The organism is Streptomyces sp. NBC_00663 (assembly GCF_036226885.1).
Lineage (GTDB): Bacteria > Actinomycetota > Actinomycetes > Streptomycetales > Streptomycetaceae > Streptomyces.
This window is the reverse complement of the sequence record NZ_CP109027.1, coordinates 1819007-1843311: the sequence shown is the minus strand read 5'-3', so window position 1 is coordinate 1843311 and position 24305 is coordinate 1819007. Positions and strand designations below refer to the sequence as shown.

Genomic DNA, 24305 nt, shown 5'->3' with positions numbered 1-24305 from the left:
GGCCGTCTCAGTCGGTGGTGTCACTGAGGCCCAGCCGCAGGTGCTCCACGTGGTAGACGGCCTGGTCGAGGAGTTCGGCGACATGGTGGTCGTGCAGCGTGTAGACGACCGAGCGGCCGCGTCGCTCGCCGATCACCAGACCGAGGTTGCGCAGCAGCCGCAGCTGGTGCGAGCACGCCGACTGCTCCATCCCCACCTCGGCCGCCAACTCCGTGGCGGGCAGCGGTCCTTCGCGCAGCCGCGCCAGGATCAGCAGCCGGGAGGGCGTCGACAGGGCCTGGAGCGTGGTGGCGACCTTCGCGACATTGCCCGCGTCGAGGCGTACGCGCTCCTCGGCGGTGCTGGTGACGGCTCCATGACCCATGCGGGGTATCTTACTCACCGTACATGAACAGATGAATGAGTCTTCATGTGTTCCTGTATGGTGGCCGGGTGTCAGCGACTCTTGCCCCCTCCCGCACCCCTGCCCCCACCCGCACCGCGCCCCATCGCCGCACCCGCGTCCTCGCCCTCCCCGAGGCCCGCTGGGCGCTCGCCGCGACGGCCGCGTTCCTGGTGGCCCTCGCCCTGGACCTGTCCGGCGCCCCCGCCTGGGCGTACGGGCCGCTGTACGCCATCGCCTATGTCACCGGCGGCTGGGAGCCCGCGCTCGAAGGGCTGCGGGCACTGCGCGAGAAGACGCTCGACGTCGACCTGCTGATGATCGTCGCGGCTCTCGGCGCCGCCGCCATCGGCCAGGTCCTCGACGGGGCGCTGCTGATCGTCATCTTCGCCACCTCCGGCGCCCTGGAGGCCCTGGCCACCGCCCGCACCGCCGACTCCGTGCGCGGCCTGCTCGACCTCGCGCCCACCACCGCGACCCGACTGTCCGAATCCGGCGCGGAGACCGTCGTCCCGACCGCCGAACTCGCCGTGGGCGACGTGCTGTTGGTCCGCCCGGGGGAGCGGATCGGCGCCGACGGACGCGTCCTGGACGGGGCCAGCGAGGCCGACCAGGCGACCATCACCGGTGAACCCCTCCCCGTGGTCAAGCGCCCCGGCGACGAGGTCTTCGCCGGCACCCTCAACGGCACCGGCGCGCTGCGCGTCCGCGTCGCGCGCGACCCCGCCGACTCCGTCATCGCCCGCATCGTGACCCTGGTCGAGGAGGCGTCCCGCACCAAGGCGCCGACGCAGCTGTTCATCGAGCGGATCGAGCAGCGGTACGCCGTCGCGGTCGTGGCCGCCACGCTCGCCGTCTTCGCCGTCCCGCTCGCCTTCGGCGCCGACCTCACCGGTGCCCTGCTCCGCGCGATGACCTTCATGATCGTCGCCTCGCCGTGCGCGGTCGTCCTCGCGACGATGCCGCCCCTGCTGTCCGCCATCGCCAACGCCGGCCGGCACGGAGTGCTGGTCAAGTCGGCGGTGGCGATGGAGCGGTTGGGGGAGATCGACGTGGCGGCCCTCGACAAGACGGGGACGCTGACGGAGGGGGCGCCGGAGGTGACGGCGGTACGACCGACGCCGGACTCCGGCCTCGATGCGGACGCCCTGCTCGCGCTGGCCGCCGCGGCCGAACTGCCCAGTGAGCATCCGCTGGGCCGGGCGATCGTGACGGCGGCACGGACGAGGGACCTGCGGATCGCACGCGCCGAGGACTTCACCGCCGTCCCGGGGCAGGGGGTCTCCGCCACCGTCGAGGGGCGGTCCGTGAGCGTCGGCCGGGCGGAGTCCGTCGACAGTGACGCCACCGTCGTCCAGGTCACCCGTGACGGTGTCCCCGTCGGCACCCTCACCCTCACCGACCGCCTGCGTCCCGCGGCCCCCGCCACGACCGCCGCCCTCACCGCCCTGACCGGTACTCCTCCCACGCTCCTGACCGGCGACAACGCCCGCGCCGCCGCCCGCGTCGCCGAGGCCGCCGGTCTCACCGACGTCCGTGCCGGCCTGCTCCCCGAGGGCAAGGTGAACGCCGTACGGGAGATGCAGGACGCCGGCCGCAAGGTGCTGTTCGTCGGGGACGGCGTCAACGACGCGCCCGCGCTCGCCGCCGCCCACTCCGGGGTCGCGATGGGCCGCGTGGGCTCCGACCTGGCGCTGGAGACCGCCGACGCCGTCGTGGTGCGGGACGAGCTGACGGCCGTACCGGCGGTCGTACGGCTGTCCCAGGCCGCCCGCGCGCTGGTCGTGCAGAATCTCGTCATCGCCGGGACGTTCATCACCGTCCTGGTGGTGTGGGGCCTGGTGGGACACCTGCCCCTGCCGCTCGGCGTCGCGGGCCACGAGGGCTCCACCGTCCTCGTCGGCCTGAACGGGCTGCGGCTGCTGCGGGAGTCGGCCTGGCGATCCGGGCAGGCGCAGCCCGCGCGACGTTGATGTCGGATTCCCGCCAGCCGACCCTGCGCCGCTGCACCATGCTGGGCGTATGCAGAAGGGGATGCACACCGACACCGAGCGCTGCGTGCGCGCCGTCCAGTCCAAGGACGCCCGGTTCGACGGGTGGTTCTTCACGGCGGTCCTGACGACCCGGATCTACTGCCGGCCCAGTTGCCCGGCCGTGCCGCCCAAGCCCGCGAACATGACGTTCTACGCGAGCGCGGCGGCCTGCCAGCAGGCCGGGTTCCGGGCCTGCAAGCGGTGCCGTCCGGACACCAGCCCCGGCTCTCCCGAGTGGAACGAGCGCGCGGACCTGGTGGCCCGGGCGATGCGGCTGATCGCCGACGGGGTCGTGGACCGCGAGGGCGTGCCGGGACTGGCCGTCCGGCTCGGCTACAGCACCCGGCAGGTCGAACGCCAGCTCCTCGCCGAACTGGGCGCGGGCCCGCTCGCGCTGGCCCGCGCCCAACGCGCCCAGACGGCACGTCTGTTGATCGAGACCACGGCCCTGCCGATGGCGGAGATCGCGTTCGCCGCCGGCTTCTCCTCCATCCGCACCTTCAACGACACCGTGCGCGAGGTCTTCGCGCTCTCACCGAGCGAGCTGCGGTCGCGCGTGCCGCGCAGGAACGTGGGTGCGGTGACCCCCGGGGTTCTCACCCTCCGCCTGCCGTTCCGCGCCCCCCTCAACCCCGACAACCTCTTCGGCCACCTCGCGGCGACCGCCGTGCCCGGGGTGGAGGAGTGGCGGGACGGCGCCTACCGCCGCACACTGCGACTGCCGTACGGCCACGGCATCGTGGCGCTCACCCCGAACCCCGACCACATCGCCTGCCGCCTCACCCTGAGCGACCTGCGCGATCTGACGGTCGCCATCAGCCGCTGCCGCCGCATGCTCGACCTGGACGCCGATCCGGTGGCGATCGACGACCAGTTGCGCACGGACCCGGTGCTGGCACCGCTGGTCGCCAAGGCGCCGGGGCGGCGGGTGCCGCGCACGGTGGACGAGGCGGAGTTCGCGGTCCGGGCGGTCCTGGGCCAGCAGGTCTCGACCGCCGCCGCCCGCACCCACGCGGCCCGCCTGGTGACGGCCCACGGCGACCCGGTGGACGACCCCGAGGGCGGCCTCACCCACCTCTTCCCCTCCCCGGAGCAACTAGCGGCCCTGGACCCCGAGTCGCTCGCCATGCCCCGCACCCGCCGCACGACCTTCACCAGGCTGGTGGGCCAACTGGCGGACGGAACCCTGAACCTGGGCGTCGAGAGCGACTGGACGCAGACCCGCGCCCGTCTCCTCGCCCTGCCAGGCTTCGGCCCCTGGACGGCCGACGTCATCGCGATGCGCGCCCTCGGCGACCCCGACGCCTTTCTCCCCACCGACCTCGGCATCCGCAAGGCCGCCCAGGAGTTGGGCCTGCCCTCGACCCCGGCGGCGCTGACCGCGCGAGCGGCGGCCTGGCGGCCGTGGCGGGCGTACGCGGTCCAGTACCTGTGGGCGACCGACAGCCACCCGATCAACTTCCTTCCGGTATAAGGACGTTCCGTGACCTCTGTTCCCGCTGTGAAGCAACACACCGTGATCGACAGCCCGTACGGCCCGCTGACCCTGGTCGCGACGGACGGCACCCTGAGCAACCTCTACATGACCGACCAGCGCCACCGCCCCGCCCAGGAGACGTTCGGCGCACGCGACGACCGCCCCTTCGGCGAGGTGGTGGACCAGCTGGAGGCCTATTTCGCCTCGGAGCTGAAGGAGTTCACCCTCGAACTCAACCTGCACGGAACCCCGTTCCAGCGCAGCGTCTGGGAACAGCTCCTCCGCATCCCGTACGGCGAGACCCGCTCCTACGGCGACCTCGCCGAAGCCCTCGGCAACCCCGGCGCCTCCCGCGCGGTCGGCCTGGCCAACGGCAAGAACCCGGTCAGCATCATCGTCCCCTGCCACCGCGTCGTGGGCTCCGACGGCAGCCTCACCGGCTACGGCGGCGGCCTGGAACGCAAACAGCGCCTGCTGGACTTCGAGCAGGGGGCGGCGCTGTTCTGACCGGTGACTAGTCCCGCAGTCTGCGCAGCAGTTCCGGCAGGGCGGTGCCGATCGGTTCTCGGATGACCTCGTCGGCGCGGTCGTCGTACGGGGTCGGCTCGGCGTTGACGATGATCAGGCGGGCCCCGTGGTCGGCGGCGACGCCGGCGAGGCCCGCGGCCGGCTGTACCTGGAGGCTGCTGCCGACGGCGACGAACACCTGGCAGGCCTTGGTGATCGCGGCCGCCTCACCGAGCACCACGGGGTCGAGGTGCTCGCCGAACATCACGGTCGCGGACTTCAGGATCCCGCCGCACTCCGGACAGTCCGGGTCGTCCTCCCCGGCGTCGATCCGCGCGAGCGCGTCCTCCATTGGCCCGCGCGCATGACACTGCGTGCACACCACCTGCCGTGCGGTGCCGTGCAGTTCGAGCACCTTGCGGGCCGGCATCCCGGCGAGCTGATGCAGCCCGTCCACATTCTGTGTGATCACCCGCACGGGCACCCCGGACTTCTCCAACTCGGCCACCGCGAAATGCGCGGCGTTGGGCTGTGCCGTGAGCGCCTGGTTCTCTTTCCGCATGAGCCATGAACGCCGCCGGATCTCCGGATCGTTCATGTAGTAGTCGTATGTCACGAGCTTTTCCGCCTCGGGATCCCGACGCCACAGACCGTTGGGGCCGCGATAGTCCGGAATCCCGGAGTCGGTGGAAATTCCTGCGCCGCTGAGAAGGGCCACGAGGGGCTTGTTCATGCGGCCGAGGGTAGATCGACGGCGCCGGGGAGGGCCAACGGTTATGTCAGCCGTCGGCCTTGCCGCCCCCGCCGTCCTCGTCCCCCTCGTCGTCCCCGTCGTCCTTCGACTGCACCGGACCGAACGGTTCGATCTTCGGGTTGGCGAAGGGGCCCTGGTACGACCCCCTCGCCTCGGGTGCTCCCTGGAGCCGCGCGCCGGCCTCCGCGGTCACCAGCAGTGCGTAGGTGCCGTTCGCCGGGTCCACCGGGACCAGGCCGTACGCCGTGTCGACCTCGTCCTCGGTGAGGCCGAGACGGCGTCGGGCGTCCTCCAGCGCCGACCCCGGCGGCAGGGTCACGGTGATGAGGACGGTGGGGCTCTCGGGAGCCATGTGTCTCCTACAGACGGGCGTTGGTCTTGCCGAGGCGGCGGACCGCGTCGACGATCGACGGGGTGTTGATGATGCCGTACCCGTAGTCGAAGTCGTAGCCGTGACCGCCCACGTCGTGCGCGGACCGGCGGATCAGCGTACGCATCCGGGACGGCGACAGGTCCTTCACCGACACCTTGCTGCGTATCGCGGCGACGACACCCGCCGCGACCGGGCAGGCGGCCGACGTCCCCGAGTCGGGGCTGTTCTGGCCGAACGCCTTCGAACCGCTGAAGTGCGTGTACGTGGCGATGTCCGGCTTGCGCACGGCGAGCCGTCCCGGACCCTGGGACGAGTAGCCGACCCGGGCGTCATGCGTGTCCACCCCGGCCACGGACAGCACGCTGGGGTGCGAGTTCGCCCCGTTGATGGGCCGGCTCGGGAAGCCGCAGCGCCCGTCGGGGCACTCGACACCGCAGTTGCCCGCGGCGAACAGGATGTCCGCGCCGGACACCTCCAGCGCGGCGACGATGAGGTTGAACGGGTGGGCCCGGTTGTCGGAGTAGTTGCCCGGGTGCCCCGGCGGGAAGTCCCACGTCGGCTTGAACGACCCCCAGCTGTTGCTGATGACCATCCGGCGCCGCTCGCGCGGCATCTGCTCCAGCAGCCCCCACAGGTGCGCGTACGCGGAGATCGCGTCGGAGAGCAGGCCCTCCATCACGGTGGCGCCCTGCCGCTGCGAGAGCAGCACGGGAATGTCGAGGAGGGACACCTCGCGGGCCACGATCAGCGAGTCGAACGCGCACATCGTGCCGTGGTTCACCGGGAACTGACCGAAGGTGCCGGCCACCCCCGGCGGCTTCCAGCTGCGCGCCGCGTCGACCGTGACGGGCGAGCCGAGGATCTGGCCGAGGTGCGCGACGTTGATGCCGGTGTCGACGATCGCCAGCGGGACGCCCGTCCCGTCAAGGCCCTCGCTCTTCAGCGCGTCCGTGACGAACCGCTGGACGTCGTGCCAGTCGCCGACCGGGGGCGTGTTGCCGCAGGTGGGCATTGTCTCGACGGCCGGGTCGGCGGAGATCCCGACGATGTCGGGGCGCGTGGCGCCCAGCATCGCCAGCCGCGCGGCGCCGTCGCGGTCCTGGATCTCGCCGCGCACCAGGACGCTCGCGTCCTCGGGTGCCAGCGAGAAGGTGAGCGGCTGGTCCAGCGACAGCGGATCGCCGTCGGCGTACACCGGCTTGGGCTGCGGCACCGGCACCGGAACGAAGTCCGGGTCCAGCGCGAGGCCGGGCAGTGCGCCGGCGACGTCCGAGGCCGGCGGAGTGCTGACGGACGGATCCACGATCGCCTGGACGAGATCGGGTTCCGGGCGCATCTGAACGATTACCCGCATGGTTCCCCCTGTAATTGAATCCGGCGGCAGGGAATACCCGCGCCACCGGTACCTGCGCACTAGGCGAGGACTCGCACGCTATTGGCGCGGATACAGGGGGTCCATACGCGCAAGGGCGTAGCTTCAAGGCCCGGATTTCACGGGGGAATTGACGGGAACCGACGCCTGAATCAACAGGCGTCAGGAATCCCGCGGGAGTTCAGGAGACCCGTCGGCCGTTCTCCAGCTCCGCTGTCCCGGAGCCTTCCGCGAGAACGTCCAACGCGGCCCGCACCCGGCCCCCCAGGGTGCCCAGCAGATAGTCGTCCAGCTCCTCGCGCGGCACGAGCCGCCACGACAGCAACTCCTCCTCCTGGAGCCGGATCGCCTTGAGCTCGTCCTCGCCGAGGACGCCGCCGTCGTACAGGTAGGCCACCAGCGGCGGCATGCTCGGCCGGTACACCCAGTCCACCGCGAGCAGCCGGCCGAGTTCACGGTCGAGCCCGATCTCCTCCAGCGTCTCGCGGCGCGCCCCCTGACGGGGGGTCTCGCCGTCGTCCGACTCGATGGTGCCGCCCGGAAGCGCCCAGCCCTCGCGGTAGTTGGGCTCGACGAGCAGCACCCGCCCGTCGCTGTCACGGAAGAGGGCGGCGGCACCGGCGATGATGCGGGGGAGGCCGGCGAGGTACGTGGCGAAGTCCTGAGCGCTGGTCATCCCTGAAGGGTAGTGCCGTCGGACCCGATCACTCACCGTCGATCAGCCGCACCGTCCGCTCCGCCAGCTCGCTGATCCGTACCCCGTCGAAGCCGAACACCGCGCTGCGCACCGTGTCCTCCAGCGGATCCTTCCACTGCGCCGGAATCGCCTCCGCGCCGGTCAGCACCCCGGCCACCGAGCCGGCCGTGGCCCCGTTGGAGTCGGTGTCCAGACCACCCCGGACCGTCAGCGTGACGGTCCGGGTGAAGTCGCCGTCGCCGTACAGCAGCCCGGCGGTGAGCACCGCGGCGTTCGGGACGGTGTGGATCCAGCCGAGCCCGGCGGTCTCCTCGGCCACCGTCGTCAGCGTGTCCTCCCAGGTCATCCGGGTGTCATGGAGGGACATCACCCGGCGCACGGTCCTGGCCAGCCGGCTGCTCGCCGGTACGACGGCCAGCGCCTGGTCCAGGGCCTGGCGCACGGTCGCCGCGGTGAACGCCGCCGACACCAGCGCCGCCGCCCACATCGCCCCGTACACCCCGTTCCCGGTGTGCGAGAGCACCGCGTCCCGCCGGGCCAGCGAGGCCGCCCGGCGTGGGGCGCCGGGGCAGGTCCAGCCGTAGATGTCGGCGCGGATCAGCGCCCCGATCCAGTCCTGGTACGGGTTGTCGTAGGTCGCTGTCAGGGGCGGCTTCAGCCCGTTGGCGAGATTGCGGTAGGCGGCCCGCTCGGCGGTGAACGTCTGGAGGTAGGGCAGCCGCAGCAGCCACAGATCACCGACCTGCTCGGTGCTGAAGGCGAAGCCGTGGGTCTCCAGAAGGTCCAGGCCGAGGATGGCGTAGTCCACGTCGTCGTCACGACAGCTGCCGTGGATCCGGCCGCGCACGCAGCTCCGCCACTCGGGGCGCAGCTCGAAACCGTCGCTCTCGCTCGGCGGCTCCGGCAGATAGTCGGTCAGCGGCAGGGCGGCGGCCCGCCGCAGATAACGGTCGATCCGGTCCCGCGTCCACAGGTCGCCCTGCTCGACCGGCTTGCCGAGCATGTTGCCCGCGATCCGGCCCAGCCAGCCCCCGAGGACGCGGTCGGCGAGCTCTGGCTCACTGCCCACAGGGGTCATAGGACCGGTTTACCCGATTACGGGGGCCCGCACAGGGGGGTCGCCGCGGCTTCTCAAGGTCCGGGCGGGGCATGACGGCGAGGGGCACCTCCGGTTATGGTCGCAGCGGCGCGACTGGCCTGACATGCGTGAGGCCCGGAGAGCAAGGGGAATGCAAGGTGGCTTTCGCTGTAGGCAACGGTGCCCACGGGGTGCTCATCGCCGCGGACAAGTTCAAGGGGTCGCTGACGGCCGTGCAGGTCGCCGAGCGGGTGACGGCCGGGCTGCGCCGGGTCGTGCCGGGCGTCGAGGTGGCCGCGCTGCCCGTGGCCGACGGCGGCGACGGCACCGTGGACGCGGCGGTCGCGGCCGGTTTCGACCGGCACGAGATCAAGGTCGCCGGGCCCCTCGGCCAGGAGGTCACGGCCGCCTTCGCGCTGCGCGGCGACACCGCCGTCGTGGAGATGGCGGAGGCCAGCGGTCTCCAGCGCCTCCCCAAGGGCGTCTTCGCCCCCCTCACCTCGTCCACCTACGGCTCCGGCGAGCTGCTGCGGGCAGCCCTCGACGCGGGCGCCCGCACCATCGTCTTCGGCGTCGGCGGCAGCGCCACCACCGACGGCGGCGCCGGCATGCTCACCGCGCTCGGCGCCCGGTTCCTCGACAAGGACGGCGAGCCGGTCACCCCGGGCGGTGGCGGCCTCGCCGAACTGGCCTCGGCCGACCTGTCGGGCCTCGACCCGCGCTTCGCCGACGTGGAGCTGGTCCTCGCCAGCGACGTCGACAACCCGCTCACCGGCCCGAAGGGCGCACCCGCGGTCTACGGCCCGCAGAAGGGCGCCTCCCCGGACGACGTCGAGACCCTGGACGCCGCCCTCGCGCACTACGCGCGCGTGCTGGAGGACACGGTCGGCGCCAAGGCGGCCGAGTACGCCGCGTCGCCGGGCGCGGGCGCGGCCGGCGGCATCGGCTACGGCGCGCTCCTCATCGGCGCCCGGTTCCGGGCCGGCATCGAGGTCATGCTCGACGTCCTCGGCTTCGCACCCGCGCTGGAGAAGGCGGCCCTGGTCATCACCGGCGAGGGCTCCCTCGACGAGCAGACCCTGCACGGCAAGGCCCCCGCGGGCGTCGCCGCCGCGGCCCGCGCCGCGAACAAGGAGGTCGTCGCGGTGTGCGGGCGCCTCGCCCTGCCTCCGGAGGCGCTCGGCAGGGCCGGCATCCGGCGCGCGTACCCGCTCACCGAGGTCGAGCCGGACGTGGCGAAGTGCATCGCCGACGCCGGGCCGATCCTGGAGCGGGTGGCGGAGCAGATCGCACGGGACTTCCTGAGCTGAGCCGCATCGGACTCACCGGCCGGGCCGCATCGGACTCACCCGTTGAGCCGAGCCGGAAGGCTCATCGGCGGGTCCCGGACAACCGGTACGCGTCCAACGCCAGCGTCATCTCGATCAGGTCCCGCGGCCGGGCCAGCGACCGTGACGTCAGCTGTTCCAGGCGCCGCAGCCGATTGAAGACCGTGTTGCGGTGGCAGTACAGCCGCCCGGCGGCCCGGCCCGCCGAACCCTCGCAGGTCAGCCACACATCCAGGGTCTCCAGCAGCACGGCCCGGTCGGCGGGCTCCAGCTCCAGCAGCCCGCCGAACACATCCGACACCAGCCGGTCGGCCAGCTCCGGCTGACTCACCACGAGCGCCGTCGGCATGCGCTGATCAAGGCGTACGACGGCGGTACCGTCCGGCGGACAGGTCCGCAGCGCCAGCTCGGCCAGCCGCCGGGCCCGCCCCAACTCGGCGAGGCCGGGCACCACCGGGCTGATCCCGCCGGGCCCCGAGCACCGCCCGTCCAGCGCCTGGGCCACCCCGTCCAGGCCCTGACCGGGCGTGAGCGCGACGACCCCGATCTCACAGTCCGCCCGCATCCGCCAGATGAACCGGAACCCGGCTCCCCGTAACGGCTGCCCGTGCGCGTCCCGCCGCACCGCCCGCAGCACCACCACCGCGTAAGGGCCGTGCTCCGGCAGATCCAGCCCCGCGGCCGCCCGCGCCGCGAGGCCCGGCGTCGCCTGCCCCTCAAGCAGGGCGTCGAGCAGCGCCTGCAACTGCTCGTCGGTACGTCGTCGCAGCTCCGCCTCGGTCGCGCGGTACGCCTCCGACGCCGTCTGGGTCTGCGCGTCCACCGCCGACCAGACCACCGTCGCCGACCGCATCAGCGCCGCCAGCCGCTCCGGTTCCCGCCCGGCGGCGCCCTCCACCAGCGCGTCCCACACCAGATAGCCGGCGTTGCGGTAGGCGTGCACCAGCAGGTCCAGCGGCAGCCCCTGCTGCGCCCGGTGCCGGCCCAGGCCCTCGGCGTGCTCCAGGTCGCGGCGGGGCGACTCCCGAGGCGCCGAAAGGGTCTCGATGCCGATCCGGATCGCCTCCTCCGCCTCCCGCCACTGGAGGTCGGGTGCGAGGACTCCCGCGTAGACGGGGGAGTGCTCGGTGAGTTGCCGTATGTGCTCGTCGACCAGCTCGGGCACCCGGTCCAGCAGCGCCGTGCAGGACTCCGCGAGCAGCTTCCAGTCGTGCCCGGTCCGCAGCCTTCGCCCACCCATGACCGGAGGATGCCATCGGGACGGGCCCGCGCACAGGCCCCTGACACGCGGTGTTGTGCGCGCGCACAACCCGGGCGCCGGGCCGCTGGGCACCCGCAGCGACATTGCCGCGGGCCGTGGACGCACGCTCGCACCGGTGCTGGGGTGAGCGCCACACAGAGTGAGGACAGAAGGGAAGTCCATGGTCGGATCCGGACTCGTGGTGCGGGACCTGTCGGTCGGTTACGGCCCCGTGCGCGCCCTGCGCCGGGTGTCCCTGGAGGTGCCCGAGGCAAGCGTGGTGACGGTCCTCGGCTCCAACGGCGCGGGCAAGTCGACGCTGCTCCGGGCCATCAGCCGCACCCTGTCGTTCCAGGGCGGCGCGGTCACCGAGGGCGACGTGAGCCTGGGCGGCCGACGGCTGGACCGGCTTCCGCCGGACCGGGTGGTCGCCGCCGGGGTCAGCCAAGTCCCCGAGGGGCGCCGGGTGTTCGCCCGTATGACGGTCGCCGACAATCTGCGCGCGGGCGCCCTCGGCGGCGCCCGGGCGGGCCGCGCCGGGTCCCTGGCCCGCGTCCACGAACTTTTCCCCGTGCTGGCCCAACGCGCCCACCAGCGCGCCGGGTTGCTCTCCGGCGGCGAACAGCAGATGCTCGCCGTCGCCCGCGCCCTGATGGCCGCCCCGAAGGTCCTCCTCCTGGACGAACCCTCCCTGGGCCTCGCCCCGCTCATGGCCGAGCGGATCGCCGACACCGTCCGCGAGATCAACGAACAGGGCACCGCGGTCCTTCTCGTGGAGCAGAACGCCGCCCTCGCCCTGCGCCTCGCCACGCACGCGTACGTCCTCGAAGTCGGCGAGGTGACCCTGGAGGGCCCGGCCGCCGACCTGGCCGCCTCCGACGAGGTACGCCGCCGCTACCTGGGCGTCGTGGACGAGGACGCGGCGGCCGACGCCGACCAGGTCGTACGACGCACGCTGACCCGATGGAAGGGGTGAGCCGATGGACACCCTCGACGTACGCGGCCTGACCGTCCGTTTCGCGGGCCTCACCGCCCTCGACGACGTCTCCTTCACCGTCCGCCCCGGCACCGTCCACGCCCTCATCGGCCCCAACGGGGCGGGAAAGTCAACCTGCTTCAACGTTCTGTCCGGCGTCTACCGCGCCACCTCGGGCAGCGTCCGCTTCGGCGACCACGAACTCACCGGCATGCCTCCGCACCGCATCGCCGGTCTCGGGATCGCCCGCATCTTCCAGAACCTCGCCCTGCCACCCCGCGCCACGGTCGAGGACAGCCTGCTCCTCGGCCGCCACCGGCTGACCCGAACCGGCTTCGTGGCGGCCGGACTTCGCCTGCCCTCGGCCGCCCGCGAGGAACGCGTCCACCGTGAACGCGTCCGCGAGATCGCCGAGTTCGTCGGCATCGCCGACTGTCTGTCACGGCCCGCGGGCTCCCTGCCGTACGGGCGGCAGAAGCTCGCCGAACTCGCCCGCGCGCTGTGCATGGAGCCACGCCTGCTGCTCCTGGACGAACCCGTCGCCGGGATGACCGCCGACGAACGCCGCCGAACGGCCGCCGTGATCGCGGGCGTTCGCGACGGCCTGGGCATCTCGATCGTGCTGGTGGAACACGACATGGGGGTGGTGATGCGGCTCGCGGACGCGGTGACCGTACTGGACTTCGGGCGCCGGATCGCCGACGGCGCCCCCGCCGACGTACAGAACGACCCGGCCGTCGTACAGGCCTACCTGGGGGCCGGATCATGAGCACCTTCGCCGAAATCCTGCTGAACGGGCTCTCGTTGGGGTCGGTGTACGCGCTGATCGCCCTCGGTTTCGTGGTGATCTTCCGGGCCACGGAGGTCGTCAACTTCGCCCATGCGTCCCTGCTGTTGGCGGGCGGTTATGTCACCGCCACCCTCCACGACGACCTCGGCTTCTGGCCCGCGCTGCTGGTCGGGATCGCGGGCGCCGCGTGTGTCGGGGCGGCCGTGGAGTTCCTGGTCATGCGCCGCTACCGGGGCTCCGACCACAGCGTCCTCGCCATCGTCACCATCGGCGTCGACATCCTGCTCACCACCGAACTGACCCGCCGTATCGGCACGGACGTCCTGGCGCTCGGCGACCCCTGGGGCGACGCGGTCCTCAAGGTCGGGCCGATCTCCCTCGCCCACACCCGGATCGCCGCGTTCGTGGCCGCGGCGCTGCTCATCACCGCGTTCCTGCTGGTCTTCCGGTACACCTCGTGGGGCGTGGCGATGCGTGCGGCGGCGGAGAGCGCGGAGACGGCCGCGCTGATGGGCGTACGGCTGGGGCGGGTGTCGCTCGGTGCGTGGGCCGTGGCCGGGGGCCTGGCCGCCGTAGCGGCGCTGTTCCTCACCGTCTTCCCGACGCCGGGCCTGGAACGGGCCACGTCGCTGACCGCGCTGAAGGCGTTCCCGGCGGCCATCCTCGGCGGCCTGGACTCCACGACCGGCGCCCTGGTCGGCGGGCTGCTCGTCGGCGTCACGGAGTCGCTGGCGACCGGCTACCAGAGCGATCTGACCTTCCTGGGACGGGGGTTGGGCGACCTCGCGCCATACCTGGTCATGGTCGCGATCCTGCTCGTCCGGCCCGCCGGGCTGTTCGGCACGAAGGAGCTCGCCCGTGTCTGAAGCCCTGGTGAGACCGCTCCGGCTCCTCGGTGTGCGGACGTACCTGTGGACCGCCGCGACCGTCCTCCTCCTCGCCCTCCCCTTCTACCTCGACCGCTTCTGGCTCCAGGCCGGCCTCTTCGCCATGGCCGCCGCCATCGGCGCGATCGGCATCAACCTCCTCACCGGCGCCACGGGCCAACTCTCCATGGGCCACGCCTTCTTCCTCGCCGTCGGCGCCTACGCCTACTGCGTCTTCGCCGCCGACGGAGGCGACGGGCTGACCGGTCTCGGCCTGCCGACCTGGCTCGCGGCCGTGCTCGCGGTGCTGGTCGCGGGGATCGCGGGCGGCCTGTTCAGCCCCATCTCCGGCCGCCTCAGCGGCGCCTACCTCGGCATCGCCACCCTCGCCCTCGTCTTCATCGGCCAGCACGTGATGTTCAACGCCCACGACCTGACCGGCGGCGCCAACGGCCGTGACGTACCGCCCCTGAACCTCTTCGGCCTCACCTTCGACGACCGTGAACTCCTCGTCGCCGACGTGCCGTTCGGGTCGGCGGAGAAACTCTGGTACGCCGGTCTGCTCGCCCTGCTGGCCGGCGCGCTCTTCGCCCGGGGTGTCCTGCGCGGCCGTCCGGGCCGGGCCATGAACGCCCTGCGCGACCACCGCATCGCGGCCGGGGTGATCGGGGTGCCGGTGGCCCGCCACCGGGCCGCCGTCTTCGTGCTGTCGTCGATGTACGCGGGCCTGGCGGGCGTCGTCCTCGCCCTGGTCTTCCAGCGGACCGTGCCGGACTACTTCGGCATCACCCTGTCCCTCGAATACCTCGCCATGATCGTCGTCGGCGGGCTCGGCTCGGTCTCCGGCGCGATCGCCGGGGCCGTGTTCGTCACCCTGCTCCCGCAGCTGCTGACCCGCTACAGCGACGCGCTGCCCCTGGTCTCCGCCCCGGGCACGGGCGGGATCGCACCGGGCGAGGCAGCCCGGTACCTCTACGGCGCCGCCGTCGTGCTGGTGGTGCTGTTCCTGCCCGGCGGCCTGGTCGGCGTGGCCGCCCGGCGTCGCACCAGAACCCTCACGGAGGAACGATGACCACGACGACGTACGCCACCAGGACCGCCGCCGGTGCCCTCGCCGCGCTGCTCCTGCTGGCCGGATGCAGCTCCAAGGCCAAGGACGACGACGCGGACAAGCAGTCCGCCGGCGGGATCAAGACCGGCGAAGGCATCTCCGGCAAGACGATCAACCTCGGCGTCCTCACCGACATGACCGGCGTCTACGCCACCCTCGGCAAGAGCGTCACCCAGGCCCAGCAGCTGTACGTGAAGCAGCTGAACGCCGCCGGCGGCGTCTGCGGCTACAAGGTGGCCCTCACCATCCGCGACCACGGCTACGACCCGCAGAAGGCCGTCTCCGGCTACACCGAGCTGGAGCCGAAGGTGCTGGGCTTCGCACAGTTCATCGGCTCCCCGTTCGTCGCCGCCGTCAAGCAGCGCGTCGACGGCCAGGACAAGGGCCTGGTGCTGCCGCAGGCCTGGTCGGCGGCGCTGCTCGGCAGCCCGTACATCCGCGTCATCGGCTCCACGTACGACATCGAGACCATCAACGCCGTCGACTTCCTGATCAAGGAGAAGGGGATCAAGAAGGGCGACAAGATCGGCCATGTCTACTTCGAGGGCGACTACGGCGAGAGCGCCCTGGTCGGCTCCAAGTACATGGCGAAGGACGCCGGGCTGACCATCGTCGAGCAGAAGATCAAACCGACCGACAACGACATGACCGCCCAGGTCGCCGCCCTCAAGCAGGCCGGCGTCAAGGCGATCGTCATCAGCGCCGGTCCCCGCCAGGCCGCCTCGCTCGTCGGCGTCGCCGCCGCGGGCGGCTTCGACGTGCCGGTCATCGGCAACAACTCCGCCTTCGCCCCCCAGCTCCTCGCCACCCAGGCGGGCCCCGCCCTGATGAAGAACTACTACGTGGCCTCGCCCTCGCTCCCCATCGGCGCGGACACCCCGGAGGCGAAGAAGCTCGTCGCCGACTACCGGGCCGCCTACCCGAAGGACGCCCTCGACAACGGCATCGTCGCCGGCTGGACCGCCGCGTCCGCCTTCGGCGAGGCCCTGAAGAAGGCCTGCAAGAACAAGGACCTCACCCGCGAGGGCGTCGACCGGGCCCTGCTCACGATCAACGCCTTCGACCTAGGCTTCGGCCCCGTCCAGGACTTCACCGACCCCAAGTCCCCGTCCTCCCGGGAAAGCGTGATCCTTCAGCCGGACAAGAGCGTCACGGGTGGCATGAAGGTCGTACGGGAGGCGCAGGCTTCGGAGGTTGCGGAGGCGTACACGCCTGGGGGCTGAGTCGACGGGGGCCCGGACCCTGTCGGACGGGCCGTGTGGGTGAAGACGCCCGACGGCCGGCGTCGCCGGACAACGGCGTACGGCATGGCGGGCGGCGAACCCGGCGCGCTCGGCGCCAACCGCGTCGATGGGACGGTCACCGCGCGCGGCGGCGCGGTCCTACGCCGTTCGCCGTGAGGCGACAACGCGAGGGGGCCCGAACCGCAATGGTTCGGGCCCCCTCGGGAGCTGTACGGCGGAGCGCTACGGCAGCTGGGCCGCACGGGCCTCGCGGCGGTTGTCGCGGAAGTTGTTCACCCGGCGGGCCGTGGCGAACAGCGGGATGACCGCGCCCATGACCAGCTGGAGTGCGCAGCCCGTCTGGAGGAGCAGCTGGCCGCTCGGGGCGTCGAAGGCCCAGCCGGCCAGCAGACCCATCGCCGCGACGATCCAGGCGAGCATCGCGACCGCGAGACGGCCCCGCGGCTTCGGGTACTCGACCCGGCTCACCATCAGCCAGGCGGTGCCCAGGATCGCCAGGAGCGTCGCCACGAAGGGCAGCTCCAGGAGCACGATCGAGACCACCGTCAGCGCGCCGAACGGCGAGGGCATGCCCTGGAACATCCCGTTCGGCGGCGTCACGCACGAGAAGCGCGCGAGACGCAGGACGACGGCCAGGAGCACCACGATCGCCCCGACCGCCGCCACCCGCTGATGCGCGTCGTCCGCGACCATGCCGTACACGAGGACGAAGTACGCCGGCGCCAGACCGAAGCTGATCAGGTCCGAGAGGTTGTCCAGCTCCGCGCCCATCGGGGAGGAGCGCAGCTTGCGCGCCACCAGGCCGTCGAACAGGTCGAAGACCGCCGCGCAGAGCATCAGGATGACCGCGGTGGCCGCGCTGTGGCGGGCCATGCCGGATTCCTGGCTGCCGGTGAGGTGCGGGATCAGGATGCCGGTGGTGGTGAAGTACACCGCCATGAAGCCGCACGTGGCGTTGCCGAGGGTGAGGGTGTCCGCTATTGAGAGGCGGAGAGAAAGAGGCATCTCCTCCTCGTCGTCCACCTCATCGGCCTCGGGCACCCAACCCGCCTGTGTCTCAGGATCAATCACGGTCAATGCGAGTCACCCCAGCCACGGTCTTCTGACCGACCTCGACCGCGACATCCACGCCCTCGGGCAGGTAGATGTCGACGCGCGAACCGAAGCGGATCAGACCGATGCGCTCACCCTGCTCGACCTTCGTGCCCTGCGGGATGTAGGGAACGATGCGACGGGCCACCGCGCCGGCGATCTGGATCATCTCGATGTCACCGAGTTCAGTGTCGAAATGCCAGACTACGCGCTCGTTGTTCTCGCTCTCCTTGTTGAACGCCGGAACGAACCCACCCGGGATGTGCTCGACCGACGTCACCGTGCCCGAGAGGGGCGCGCGGTTGACGTGGACGTTGAGCGGGCTCATGAAGATCGCGACGCGGGTGCGGCCGTCCTTCCACGGCATGATGCTCTGCACCACACCGTCGGCGGGCGAGATGACCCGGCCCGTGGCGATCTCGCGCTCGGGGTCGCGGAAGAACCACAGCATGCCCGCCGCGAGCGCGGTGGCGGGCACGGCGACGGCCTTGGCGGCGCCGGACTTGCGCGCGCGCACCAGGCTGAGGGCTGCGGTGGCGACGGTCGGGAGAAGCCACGGCGATGCTCCGCGCGCAAGGCGTACGCCGGCGAGGCTGTCGCGAGGTGCAGAGGTTTGGCTGTGGGGCATGGATGACCTTCGTAGCGGATGATGCCGCGCTGTGACGGGGGACGGCGGCTTTCCGGGGATCGTACCGGTCGGTGACCACAACTGGGCAAGCCAGGAAGCGGAGTCGGCGGCCGAAGAGTGTTGACGGGGTGTGACCTTCTTCTCCAAGAAAACACCCCGTATCCGGACATCTAGCCCTGGAATCGATACTCTTCGAGCAGCCTGCGACCGATGATCATTTTCTGGATCTCGGCGGTACCTTCACCGATGAGCAGCATCGGTGCCTCTCGGTAGAGGCGCTCGATCTCGTACTCCTTGGAGAAGCCGTAACCGCCGTGGATCCGGAAGGCGTCTTCGACGACCTCTTTGCAGTATTCGGAGGCGAGGTACTTCGCCATCCCTGCTTCGAGGTCGTTTCGCTCCCCGGAGTCCTTTTTGCGTGCCGCGTTGACCATCATCGCATGCGCGGCCTCGACCTTGGTAGCCATCTCGGCCAGCTTGAACTGGATCGCCTGGTGCTGGGCGATCGGCTTGCCGAAAGTGTGACGCTGCTGGGCATACGAGACGCCCAGCTCGAAGGCACGCTGAGCGACACCGCAGCCACGCGCCGCCACGTTGACGCGGCCGACCTCGACGCCGTCCATCATTTGGTAAAAACCTCGGCCGGTCTCGCCGCCGAGCACACGGTTGGCCGGAATCCGCAGGCCATCCATGATCAGCTCGGTGGTGTCGACGCCCTTGTACCCCATCTTGTCGATCTTCCCGGGGATGGTGAGGCCGGGGCGGACCTCTCCGAAGCCGGGCTCCTTCTCGACGAGGAAGGTCGTCATCGACTTGTGGGGCGCGGTGCCCTCGGGGTGTCCTTCATCACTTCGGACGAGAACGGCGACCAGACTTGACGTTCCGCCGTTCGTCAGCCACATCTTCTGGCCGTTGAGGACGTACTCGTCGCCGTCCTTGACCGCCTTGGAGGTGATGGCCGACACATCGGAACCCAGGGCCGGCTCCGACATCGAGAACGCGCCACGGATGTCACCGGCCGCCATGCGCGGCAGGAAGTGGTCCTTCTGCTCCTGCGTGCCGTGCTGCTTGAGCATGTAGGCCACGATGAAGTGGGTGTTGATGATGCCGGACACCGACATCCACCCACGGGCGATCTCCTCGACGCACAGCGCGTACGTCAGGAGCGACTCGCCCAGACCGCCGTACTCCTCCGGGATCATGAGCCCGAAGAGGCCCAACTCCTTGAGCCCGTCGACGATCGCTTGCGGGTACTCGTCGCGGTGCTCCAGCTCGGTCGCGACCGGGATGATCTCCTTGTCCACGAAGTCGCGGACGGTGGAGAGGATTTCCTGCTGGATGTCCGTCAGACCGGCGGTCTGGGCGAGGCGTGCCATCGGGCTCAGCCCTCCTGAAGTTCCGGGCGGCCGGGCTGCTCGCCGCCGCGCTCCTTGATGTACGTCTCGGTCGGCACCATGACCTTGCGGCGGAACACGCAGACCATCGTGCCGTCCTGCTTGTAGCCCTTGGTCTCGACGTAGACGATGCCGCGGTCGTTCTTCGACTTCGACGGCCACTTGTCCAGCACGGTCGTCTGGCCGTAGATCGTGTCGCCGTGGAAGGTCGGCGCCACATGCTTCAGCGACTCGATCTCCAGGTTGGCGATCGCCTTGCCGGAGATGTCCGGGACGGACATGCCGAGCAGCAGGGAGTAGATGTAGTTCCCGACGACGACGTTCTTGCCGAAGTCCGTCGTCTTCTCCGCATAGTTGGTGTCCATGTGGAGCGGGTGGTGGTTCATGGTGAGGAGACAGAACAGGTGGTCGTCGTACTCCGTGACCGTCTTTCCCGGCCAGTGCTTGTACGTCGCCCCGACCTCGAACTCCTCGTAGGTGCGCCCGAACTGCATGGCCCTACGCCTCCGGAATCTCGAACTTGCTGGTGCGCTGCATGCCGGCGGCCCGGCCCTTGCCGGAGATGACCAGCGCCATCTTGCGGCTGGCCTCGTCGATCATCTCGTCGCCGATCATCGCCGAGCCCTTCTTGCCGCCCGCCTCGGACGTGAAGTACTCGTACGCGTCCAGGATCAGCTCGGCGTGGTCGTAGTCCTCCTGGGAGGGCGAGAAGATCTCGTTCGACGCCTCGACCTGCCCCGGGTGGAGCACCCACTTGCCGTCGAAGCCGAGCGCGGCGGCGCGCTGGGCGACCTCGCGGTAGCCGTCGACGTTGCGGATCTGGAGGTAGGGGCCGTCGATCGCCTGGAGGTTGTTGGCGCGGGCGGCCATCAGGATCTTCATCAGGATGTAGTGGTAGGCGTCCGCCGGGTAGCCGGGCGGCTGCTCACCGACGACCAGCGACTTCATGTTGATCGACGCCATGAAGTCGGCCGGGCCGAAGATGATCGTCTCGACGCGCTGGGACGCCGTCGCGATCTCGTTGACGTTGTTCAGACCCTGCGCGTTCTCGATCTGCGCCTCGATGCCGATCTTGCCGACCTCGAAGCCCATGGTCTTCTCGATCTGCGTCAGCAGCAGGTCGAGCGCGACGATCTGCTCGGCCGTCTGCACCTTCGGCAGCATGATGCAGTCGAGGTTCTGGCCGGCCCCCTCGACGACGGTCACGACATCGCGGTACGTCCACTCGGTCGTCCAGTCGTTGACCCGCACGACCCGCGTCTTGCCGGTCCAGTCGCCCTCGTTGAGGAACTTGACGATCGTGTGCCGCGCCTCGGGCTTGGCGAGCGGGGCGCACGCGTCCTCCAGGTCCAGGAAGACCTGGTCCGCCGGGAGGCCCTGCGCCTTCTCCAGGAAGCGGGGGTTGCTTCCCGGCACCGCGAGACACGAGCGGCGGGGACGCAGACGGTTGACGGTCATGCGGGGACCTCCAGGGGGTCGAGCTTGTTCGCTTTCCGGATCTCGTCGACGATGCGGCCGATGATTCCGGTGATGTCGAAGTCCTTCGGGGTGAAGACGGCAGCCACTCCGGCGGCCCTGAGCTGCTCGGCGTCTCCATTCGGGATGATGCCACCGGCGATCACCGGGATATCTGTGGCACCGGCCACATGGAGCCGCTCCAGCACGTCCGGCACGAGCTGGGCGTGCGAGCCGGACAGGATGGACAGGCCGACCGCGTGCACGTCCTCGGCGAGGGCCGCGTCCACGATCTGCTCCGGGGTGAGCCGGATGCCCTGGTAGACCACCTCGAAGCCGGCGTCACGCGCACGCACCGCGATCTGCTCGGCACCGTTGGAGTGCCCGTCCAGGCCCGGCTTGCCGACCAGGAAACGGAGTTTGCCGACGCCCATGTCCTTGGCCGTCAGGTCGACCTTGCGGCGCACGTCCGCCATGGCCGAGCCCTCCTCCGCGGGCACCGCGACCGGCGCCGACGAGACCCCGGTCGGCGCCCGGAACTCGCCGAACACCTCGCGCAGCGCCCCGGACCACTCGCCGGTCGTGACACCGGCGCGGGCGCACTCCAGGGTGGCCTCCATGAGGTTGCCGGTGCCCTTCGCGGCCTCCTTCAGCTTCTCCAGCGCCTTGCACGGACGCGGGTGGTTGAAGGGCGGCTGGTAGCGGGTGTCCCGCCAGTGCTGGAGGCCGGCGATGACCCGGGCCTCGACCGCCGGGTCGACCGTCTGGATCGCGGTGTCCAGGTCGGCCGTCAGCGGGTTGGGCTCGGTCGTCTCGAAGATGTTGACGCCGATGATCTTCTCCTGGCCGGACTCGATCCGGGCCCGGCGCTCGGCGTGCGAGGAGACCAGCTGCGACTTGAGGTAGCCGGACTCGACGGCGGCCATCGCGCCGCCCATCTCCTGGATCCGGTCGATCTCGGCGAGGGACTCCTCGACGAGCTGTTCGACCTTCGCCTCGATGACGTGCGAGCCCTCGAAGATGTCCTCGTACTCCAGCAGATCGCTCTCGTGCGCCAGCACCTGCTGGATACGCAGCGACCACTGCTGGTCCCAGGGCCGGGGGAGACCCAGCGCCTCGTTCCAGGCGGGCAGCTGCACGGCACGCGCGCGTGCGTCCTTGGAGAGGGTCACGGCCAGCATCTCCAGGACGATCCGCTGGACGTTGTTCTCCGGCTGCGCCTCGGTCAGCCCGAGGGAGTTGACCTGGACGCCGTACCGGAAGCGGCGCTGCTTGGCGTTCTCGATGCCGTACCGCTCACGGGTGACCTTGTCCCAGATGCGGCCGAAGGCGCGCATCTTGCACATCTCCTCGATGAAGCGGACGCCGGCGTTCACGAAGAAGGAGATCCGGGCGACCACGTCACCGAACTTCTCGGCCGGCACCTGACCGGAGTCCCGGACGGCGTCCAGGACCGCGATCGCCGTCGACATCGCGTACGCGATCTCCTGGACGGGGGTGGCTCCCGCTTCCTGGAGGTGGTAGCTACAGATGTTGATCGGGTTCCACTTGGGAATGTGGTTGACCGTGTAGCAGATCATGTCCGTCGTCAGCCGGAGCGAGGGCACCGGCGGGAAGACGTGCGTTCCCCGGGACAGGTACTCCTTGACGATGTCGTTCTGGGTCGTGCCCTGGAGCTTGGTGATGTCGGCGCCCTGCTCCTCGGCGACGACCTGGTAGAGCGCCAGCAGCCACATGGCGGTGGCGTTGATCGTCATCGAGGTGTTCATCTGCTCCAGGGGGATGTCCTGGAACAGCCGGCGCATGTCACCGAGGTGCGCGATCGGCACACCGACCCGGCCGACCTCGCCGCGGGCGAGGATGTGGTCGGAGTCGTAGCCGGTCTGCGTCGGAAGGTCGAACGCGACCGACAGGCCGGTCTGGCCCTTGGCGAGGTTGCGCCGGTACAGCTCGTTGGACGCCTCGGCCGTGGAGTGGCCGGCGTACGTGCGCATGAGCCACGGCCGGTCCTTCTCCCGCGTGCCTTCGGCGGGCTGACGCTCAGTCATCTATGACCCCGGGTGTCTCAGATGTTGCGGAAGCGGTTGATGGCGTCGATGTGCTGGGCGCGCATCTCCTCGTCGCGCACGCCGAGGCCTTCCTCGGGGGCGAGGCAGAGCACCCCGACCTTGCCCTGGTGGAGGTTGCGGTGCACGTCGTACGCGGCCTGACCGGTCTCCTCCAGGGAGTAGGTCTTCGACAGCGTCGGGTGGATCTTGCCCTTCGCGATGAGCCGGTTGGCCTCCCAGGCCTCGCGGTAGTTGGCGAAGTGCGATCCGATGATCCGCTTCAGCGACATCCACAGGTAGCGGTTGTCGTACTCGTGCATGTAGCCCGAGGTGGAGGCGCAGGTGGTGATGGTGCCGCCCTTGCGGGTGACGAACACCGAGGCGCCGAAGGTCTCGCGGCCGGGGTGCTCGAAGACGATGTCGATGTCCTCGCCGCCGGTGAGCTCGCGGATGCGCTTGCCGAAGCGCTTCCACTCCTTCGGGTCCTGGGTCTGCTCGTCCTTCCAGAACTTGTAGCCCTCGGCGTTGCGGTCGATGATCGCCTCGGCGCCCATCGAGCGGCAGATGTCCGCCTTCTGGTCGCTGGAGACGACACAGATCGGGTTGGCGCCGCCGGCCAGCGCGAACTGCGTGGCGTACGAGCCGAGTCCGCCGCTCGCGCCCCAGATCAGGACGTTGTCGCCCTGCTTCATACCGGCGCCGTTGCGGGAGACCAGCTGGCGGTAGGCGGTGGAGTTGACGAGGCCCGGGGCCGCCGCCTCCTCCCACGACAGATGACCCGGCTTGGGCATCAGCTGGTTGGACTTCACGAGCGCGATCTCGGCGAGGCCGCCGAAGTTGGTCTCGAAGCCCCAGATGCGCTGCTCGGGGTCGAGCATCGTGTCGTTGTGGCCGTCGGACGACTCCATCTCGACGGACAGACAGTGTGCGACGACCTCGTCACCGGGCTTCCAGGCGTTGACGCCGGGGCCGGTGCGCAGGACGACGCCCGCGAGGTCGGAGCCGATGATGTGGTACGGCAGGTCGTGGCGCTTGGTGAGCTCGCTGAGCTTGCCGTAGCGCTCCAGGAAGCCGAACGTCGACAGGGGCTCGAAGATCGAGGTCCACACCGAGTTGTAGTTGACGCTCGATGCCATGACGGCGACCAGGGCCTCGCCCGGGCCGAGCTCGGGCACGGGAACGTCGTCGAGGTGGATCGACTTGCGCGGGTCCTTGTCGCGGGTCTCCAGGCCCGCGAACATCTCCGTCTCGTCCTTGTGCACGGTGATCGCGCGGTACGACTCGGGGAGCGGCAGGGCGGCGAAGTCGGCCGGCGTCGAGTCCGGCGACTGGATCGCGTCCAGGATGTCCTTCGTGGTCACGGTGTTGCCTCCGGCGATACGCGTCCTGAGGGAGGGACGCTGAGGGTTACGTCGGTGCCGTCGGTTCGGCGGTATGGAGGTGCGGCAGCGCTTTGTGGC

The 24305-nt window shown here is 70.7% G+C and carries 24 protein-coding genes; 10 read left to right on the top strand and 14 right to left on the bottom strand.

Annotated features, from left to right (window positions below; genetic code table 11):
- Positions 1–7: 7 nt before the first annotated feature.
- Positions 8–364, bottom strand: coding sequence for an ArsR/SmtB family transcription factor (locus tag OG866_RS08395; protein WP_329332940.1), 357 nt, complete (start codon positions 362–364; stop codon positions 8–10).
- Between the two features lie 35 nt (positions 365–399).
- Between OG866_RS08395 and OG866_RS08390 the strand changes: the two genes are divergently transcribed.
- Genes OG866_RS08390 through OG866_RS08380 form a run of 3 tightly spaced genes read left to right on the top strand, consistent with a single transcriptional unit; the run spans position 400 to position 4399 of the window.
- The gene (locus tag OG866_RS08390) at positions 400–2355 is read left to right on the top strand and encodes a heavy metal translocating P-type ATPase (RefSeq protein ID WP_329332939.1); all 1956 of its coding nucleotides are present in this window, start codon (positions 400–402) and stop codon (positions 2353–2355) included.
- A gap of 49 nt (positions 2356–2404) precedes the next feature.
- On the top strand, positions 2405–3889 hold the full coding sequence (locus tag OG866_RS08385; protein ID WP_329332938.1) for an AlkA N-terminal domain-containing protein: 1485 nt from the start codon (positions 2405–2407) through the stop codon (positions 3887–3889).
- Positions 3890–3916: 27 nt separating this feature from the next.
- Complete coding sequence (locus tag OG866_RS08380; RefSeq protein ID WP_329343990.1) at positions 3917–4399, top strand: methylated-DNA--[protein]-cysteine S-methyltransferase; 483 nt, start codon at positions 3917–3919, stop codon at positions 4397–4399.
- Positions 4400–4406: 7 nt separating this feature from the next.
- Here OG866_RS08380 and OG866_RS08375 read toward each other — a convergent pair whose 3' ends face one another.
- The 5 genes from OG866_RS08375 to OG866_RS08355 all read right to left on the bottom strand — a co-directional run bounded on the left by OG866_RS08375 (position 4407) and on the right by OG866_RS08355 (position 8673).
- Complete coding sequence (locus OG866_RS08375; protein WP_329332937.1) at positions 4407–5132, bottom strand: SIR2 family NAD-dependent protein deacylase; 726 nt, start codon at positions 5130–5132, stop codon at positions 4407–4409.
- Positions 5133–5178: 46 nt separating this feature from the next.
- On the bottom strand, positions 5179–5505 hold the full coding sequence (locus OG866_RS08370) for a hypothetical protein (protein ID WP_329332936.1): 327 nt from the start codon (positions 5503–5505) through the stop codon (positions 5179–5181).
- A 7-nt stretch (positions 5506–5512) separates the two neighbouring features.
- Complete coding sequence (locus OG866_RS08365) at positions 5513–6880, bottom strand: S8 family peptidase (protein WP_329332935.1); 1368 nt, start codon at positions 6878–6880, stop codon at positions 5513–5515.
- A gap of 199 nt (positions 6881–7079) precedes the next feature.
- The gene (locus OG866_RS08360) at positions 7080–7574 is read right to left on the bottom strand and encodes an NUDIX hydrolase (protein WP_329332932.1); all 495 of its coding nucleotides are present in this window, start codon (positions 7572–7574) and stop codon (positions 7080–7082) included.
- Between the two features lie 28 nt (positions 7575–7602).
- Positions 7603–8673, bottom strand: a complete 1071-nt coding sequence (locus OG866_RS08355) for an ADP-ribosylglycohydrolase family protein (protein WP_329332930.1) — start codon at positions 8671–8673, stop codon at positions 7603–7605.
- Positions 8674–8864: 191 nt separating this feature from the next.
- On the opposite strand from OG866_RS08355, the gene OG866_RS08350 reads away from it, so the two are divergent.
- Entirely contained in the window at positions 8865–9983 is a 1119-nt protein-coding gene (locus OG866_RS08350; protein WP_329343988.1) for a glycerate kinase, read from the top strand.
- A gap of 61 nt (positions 9984–10044) precedes the next feature.
- Here the strand turns inward: OG866_RS08350 and OG866_RS08345 are convergent, their stop codons facing one another.
- Positions 10045–11241 carry a PucR family transcriptional regulator gene (locus OG866_RS08345; RefSeq protein WP_329332928.1) on the bottom strand — a complete coding sequence of 399 codons (1197 nt, stop codon included), beginning with the start codon at positions 11239–11241 and terminating at the stop codon, positions 10045–10047.
- A gap of 181 nt (positions 11242–11422) precedes the next feature.
- Here OG866_RS08345 and OG866_RS08340 point away from each other — a divergent pair, with 181 nt between their 5' ends.
- Genes OG866_RS08340 through OG866_RS08315 form a run of 6 tightly spaced genes read left to right on the top strand, consistent with a single transcriptional unit; the run spans position 11423 to position 16384 of the window.
- A complete protein-coding gene (locus OG866_RS08340; protein WP_329332926.1) occupies positions 11423–12217 on the top strand; it encodes an ABC transporter ATP-binding protein in 795 nt (264 codons plus the stop codon).
- Positions 12218–12221: 4 nt separating this feature from the next.
- Positions 12222–12986: an ABC transporter ATP-binding protein gene (locus tag OG866_RS08335; protein ID WP_329332923.1), complete on the top strand. Its 765-nt coding sequence runs from the start codon at positions 12222–12224 to the stop codon at positions 12984–12986.
- Entirely contained in the window at positions 12983–13873 is an 891-nt protein-coding gene (locus tag OG866_RS08330; RefSeq protein WP_329332920.1) for a branched-chain amino acid ABC transporter permease, read from the top strand. The genes OG866_RS08335 and OG866_RS08330 overlap by 4 nt, the downstream gene beginning before the upstream one ends.
- Positions 13866–14945 carry a branched-chain amino acid ABC transporter permease gene (locus OG866_RS08325; protein ID WP_329332917.1) on the top strand — a complete coding sequence of 360 codons (1080 nt, stop codon included), beginning with the start codon at positions 13866–13868 and terminating at the stop codon, positions 14943–14945. Before OG866_RS08330 ends, OG866_RS08325 begins: the two co-directional genes overlap by 8 nt.
- The gene (locus tag OG866_RS08320) at positions 14942–16207 is read left to right on the top strand and encodes an ABC transporter substrate-binding protein (RefSeq protein ID WP_329332916.1); all 1266 of its coding nucleotides are present in this window, start codon (positions 14942–14944) and stop codon (positions 16205–16207) included. Before OG866_RS08325 ends, OG866_RS08320 begins: the two co-directional genes overlap by 4 nt.
- A 39-nt stretch (positions 16208–16246) precedes the next feature.
- Positions 16247–16384 carry a hypothetical protein gene (locus OG866_RS08315; protein ID WP_329332914.1) on the top strand — a complete coding sequence of 46 codons (138 nt, stop codon included), beginning with the start codon at positions 16247–16249 and terminating at the stop codon, positions 16382–16384.
- Positions 16385–16450: 66 nt separating this feature from the next.
- On the opposite strand, the gene pssA is transcribed toward OG866_RS08315, so the two are convergent.
- From pssA to ccrA, 7 genes are all read right to left on the bottom strand, one after another.
- Positions 16451–17269 (bottom strand): CDP-diacylglycerol--serine O-phosphatidyltransferase, encoded by an 819-nt coding sequence (gene pssA, locus OG866_RS08310; RefSeq protein ID WP_329332913.1) that lies wholly within the window; start codon positions 17267–17269, stop codon positions 16451–16453.
- A gap of 22 nt (positions 17270–17291) precedes the next feature.
- Positions 17292–17948 (bottom strand): phosphatidylserine decarboxylase, encoded by a 657-nt coding sequence (locus OG866_RS08305; protein WP_329332912.1) that lies wholly within the window; start codon positions 17946–17948, stop codon positions 17292–17294.
- Between the two features lie 170 nt (positions 17949–18118).
- Positions 18119–19324, bottom strand: a complete 1206-nt coding sequence (locus tag OG866_RS08300; RefSeq protein WP_329332911.1) for an acyl-CoA dehydrogenase family protein — start codon at positions 19322–19324, stop codon at positions 18119–18121.
- 5 nt (positions 19325–19329) lie between these two features.
- Positions 19330–19836, bottom strand: a complete 507-nt coding sequence (locus OG866_RS08295) for a MaoC family dehydratase (RefSeq protein WP_329332909.1) — start codon at positions 19834–19836, stop codon at positions 19330–19332.
- Between the two features lie 4 nt (positions 19837–19840).
- Entirely contained in the window at positions 19841–20800 is a 960-nt protein-coding gene (locus OG866_RS08290) for an HpcH/HpaI aldolase/citrate lyase family protein (protein WP_329332907.1), read from the bottom strand.
- Complete coding sequence (locus OG866_RS08285; protein WP_329332905.1) at positions 20797–22845, bottom strand: protein meaA; 2049 nt, start codon at positions 22843–22845, stop codon at positions 20797–20799. The genes OG866_RS08290 and OG866_RS08285 overlap by 4 nt, the downstream gene beginning before the upstream one ends.
- 17 nt (positions 22846–22862) lie before the next feature.
- The gene (ccrA, locus tag OG866_RS08280) at positions 22863–24206 is read right to left on the bottom strand and encodes a crotonyl-CoA carboxylase/reductase (protein WP_329332903.1); all 1344 of its coding nucleotides are present in this window, start codon (positions 24204–24206) and stop codon (positions 22863–22865) included.
- Between the last annotated feature and the right edge of the window lie 99 nt (positions 24207–24305).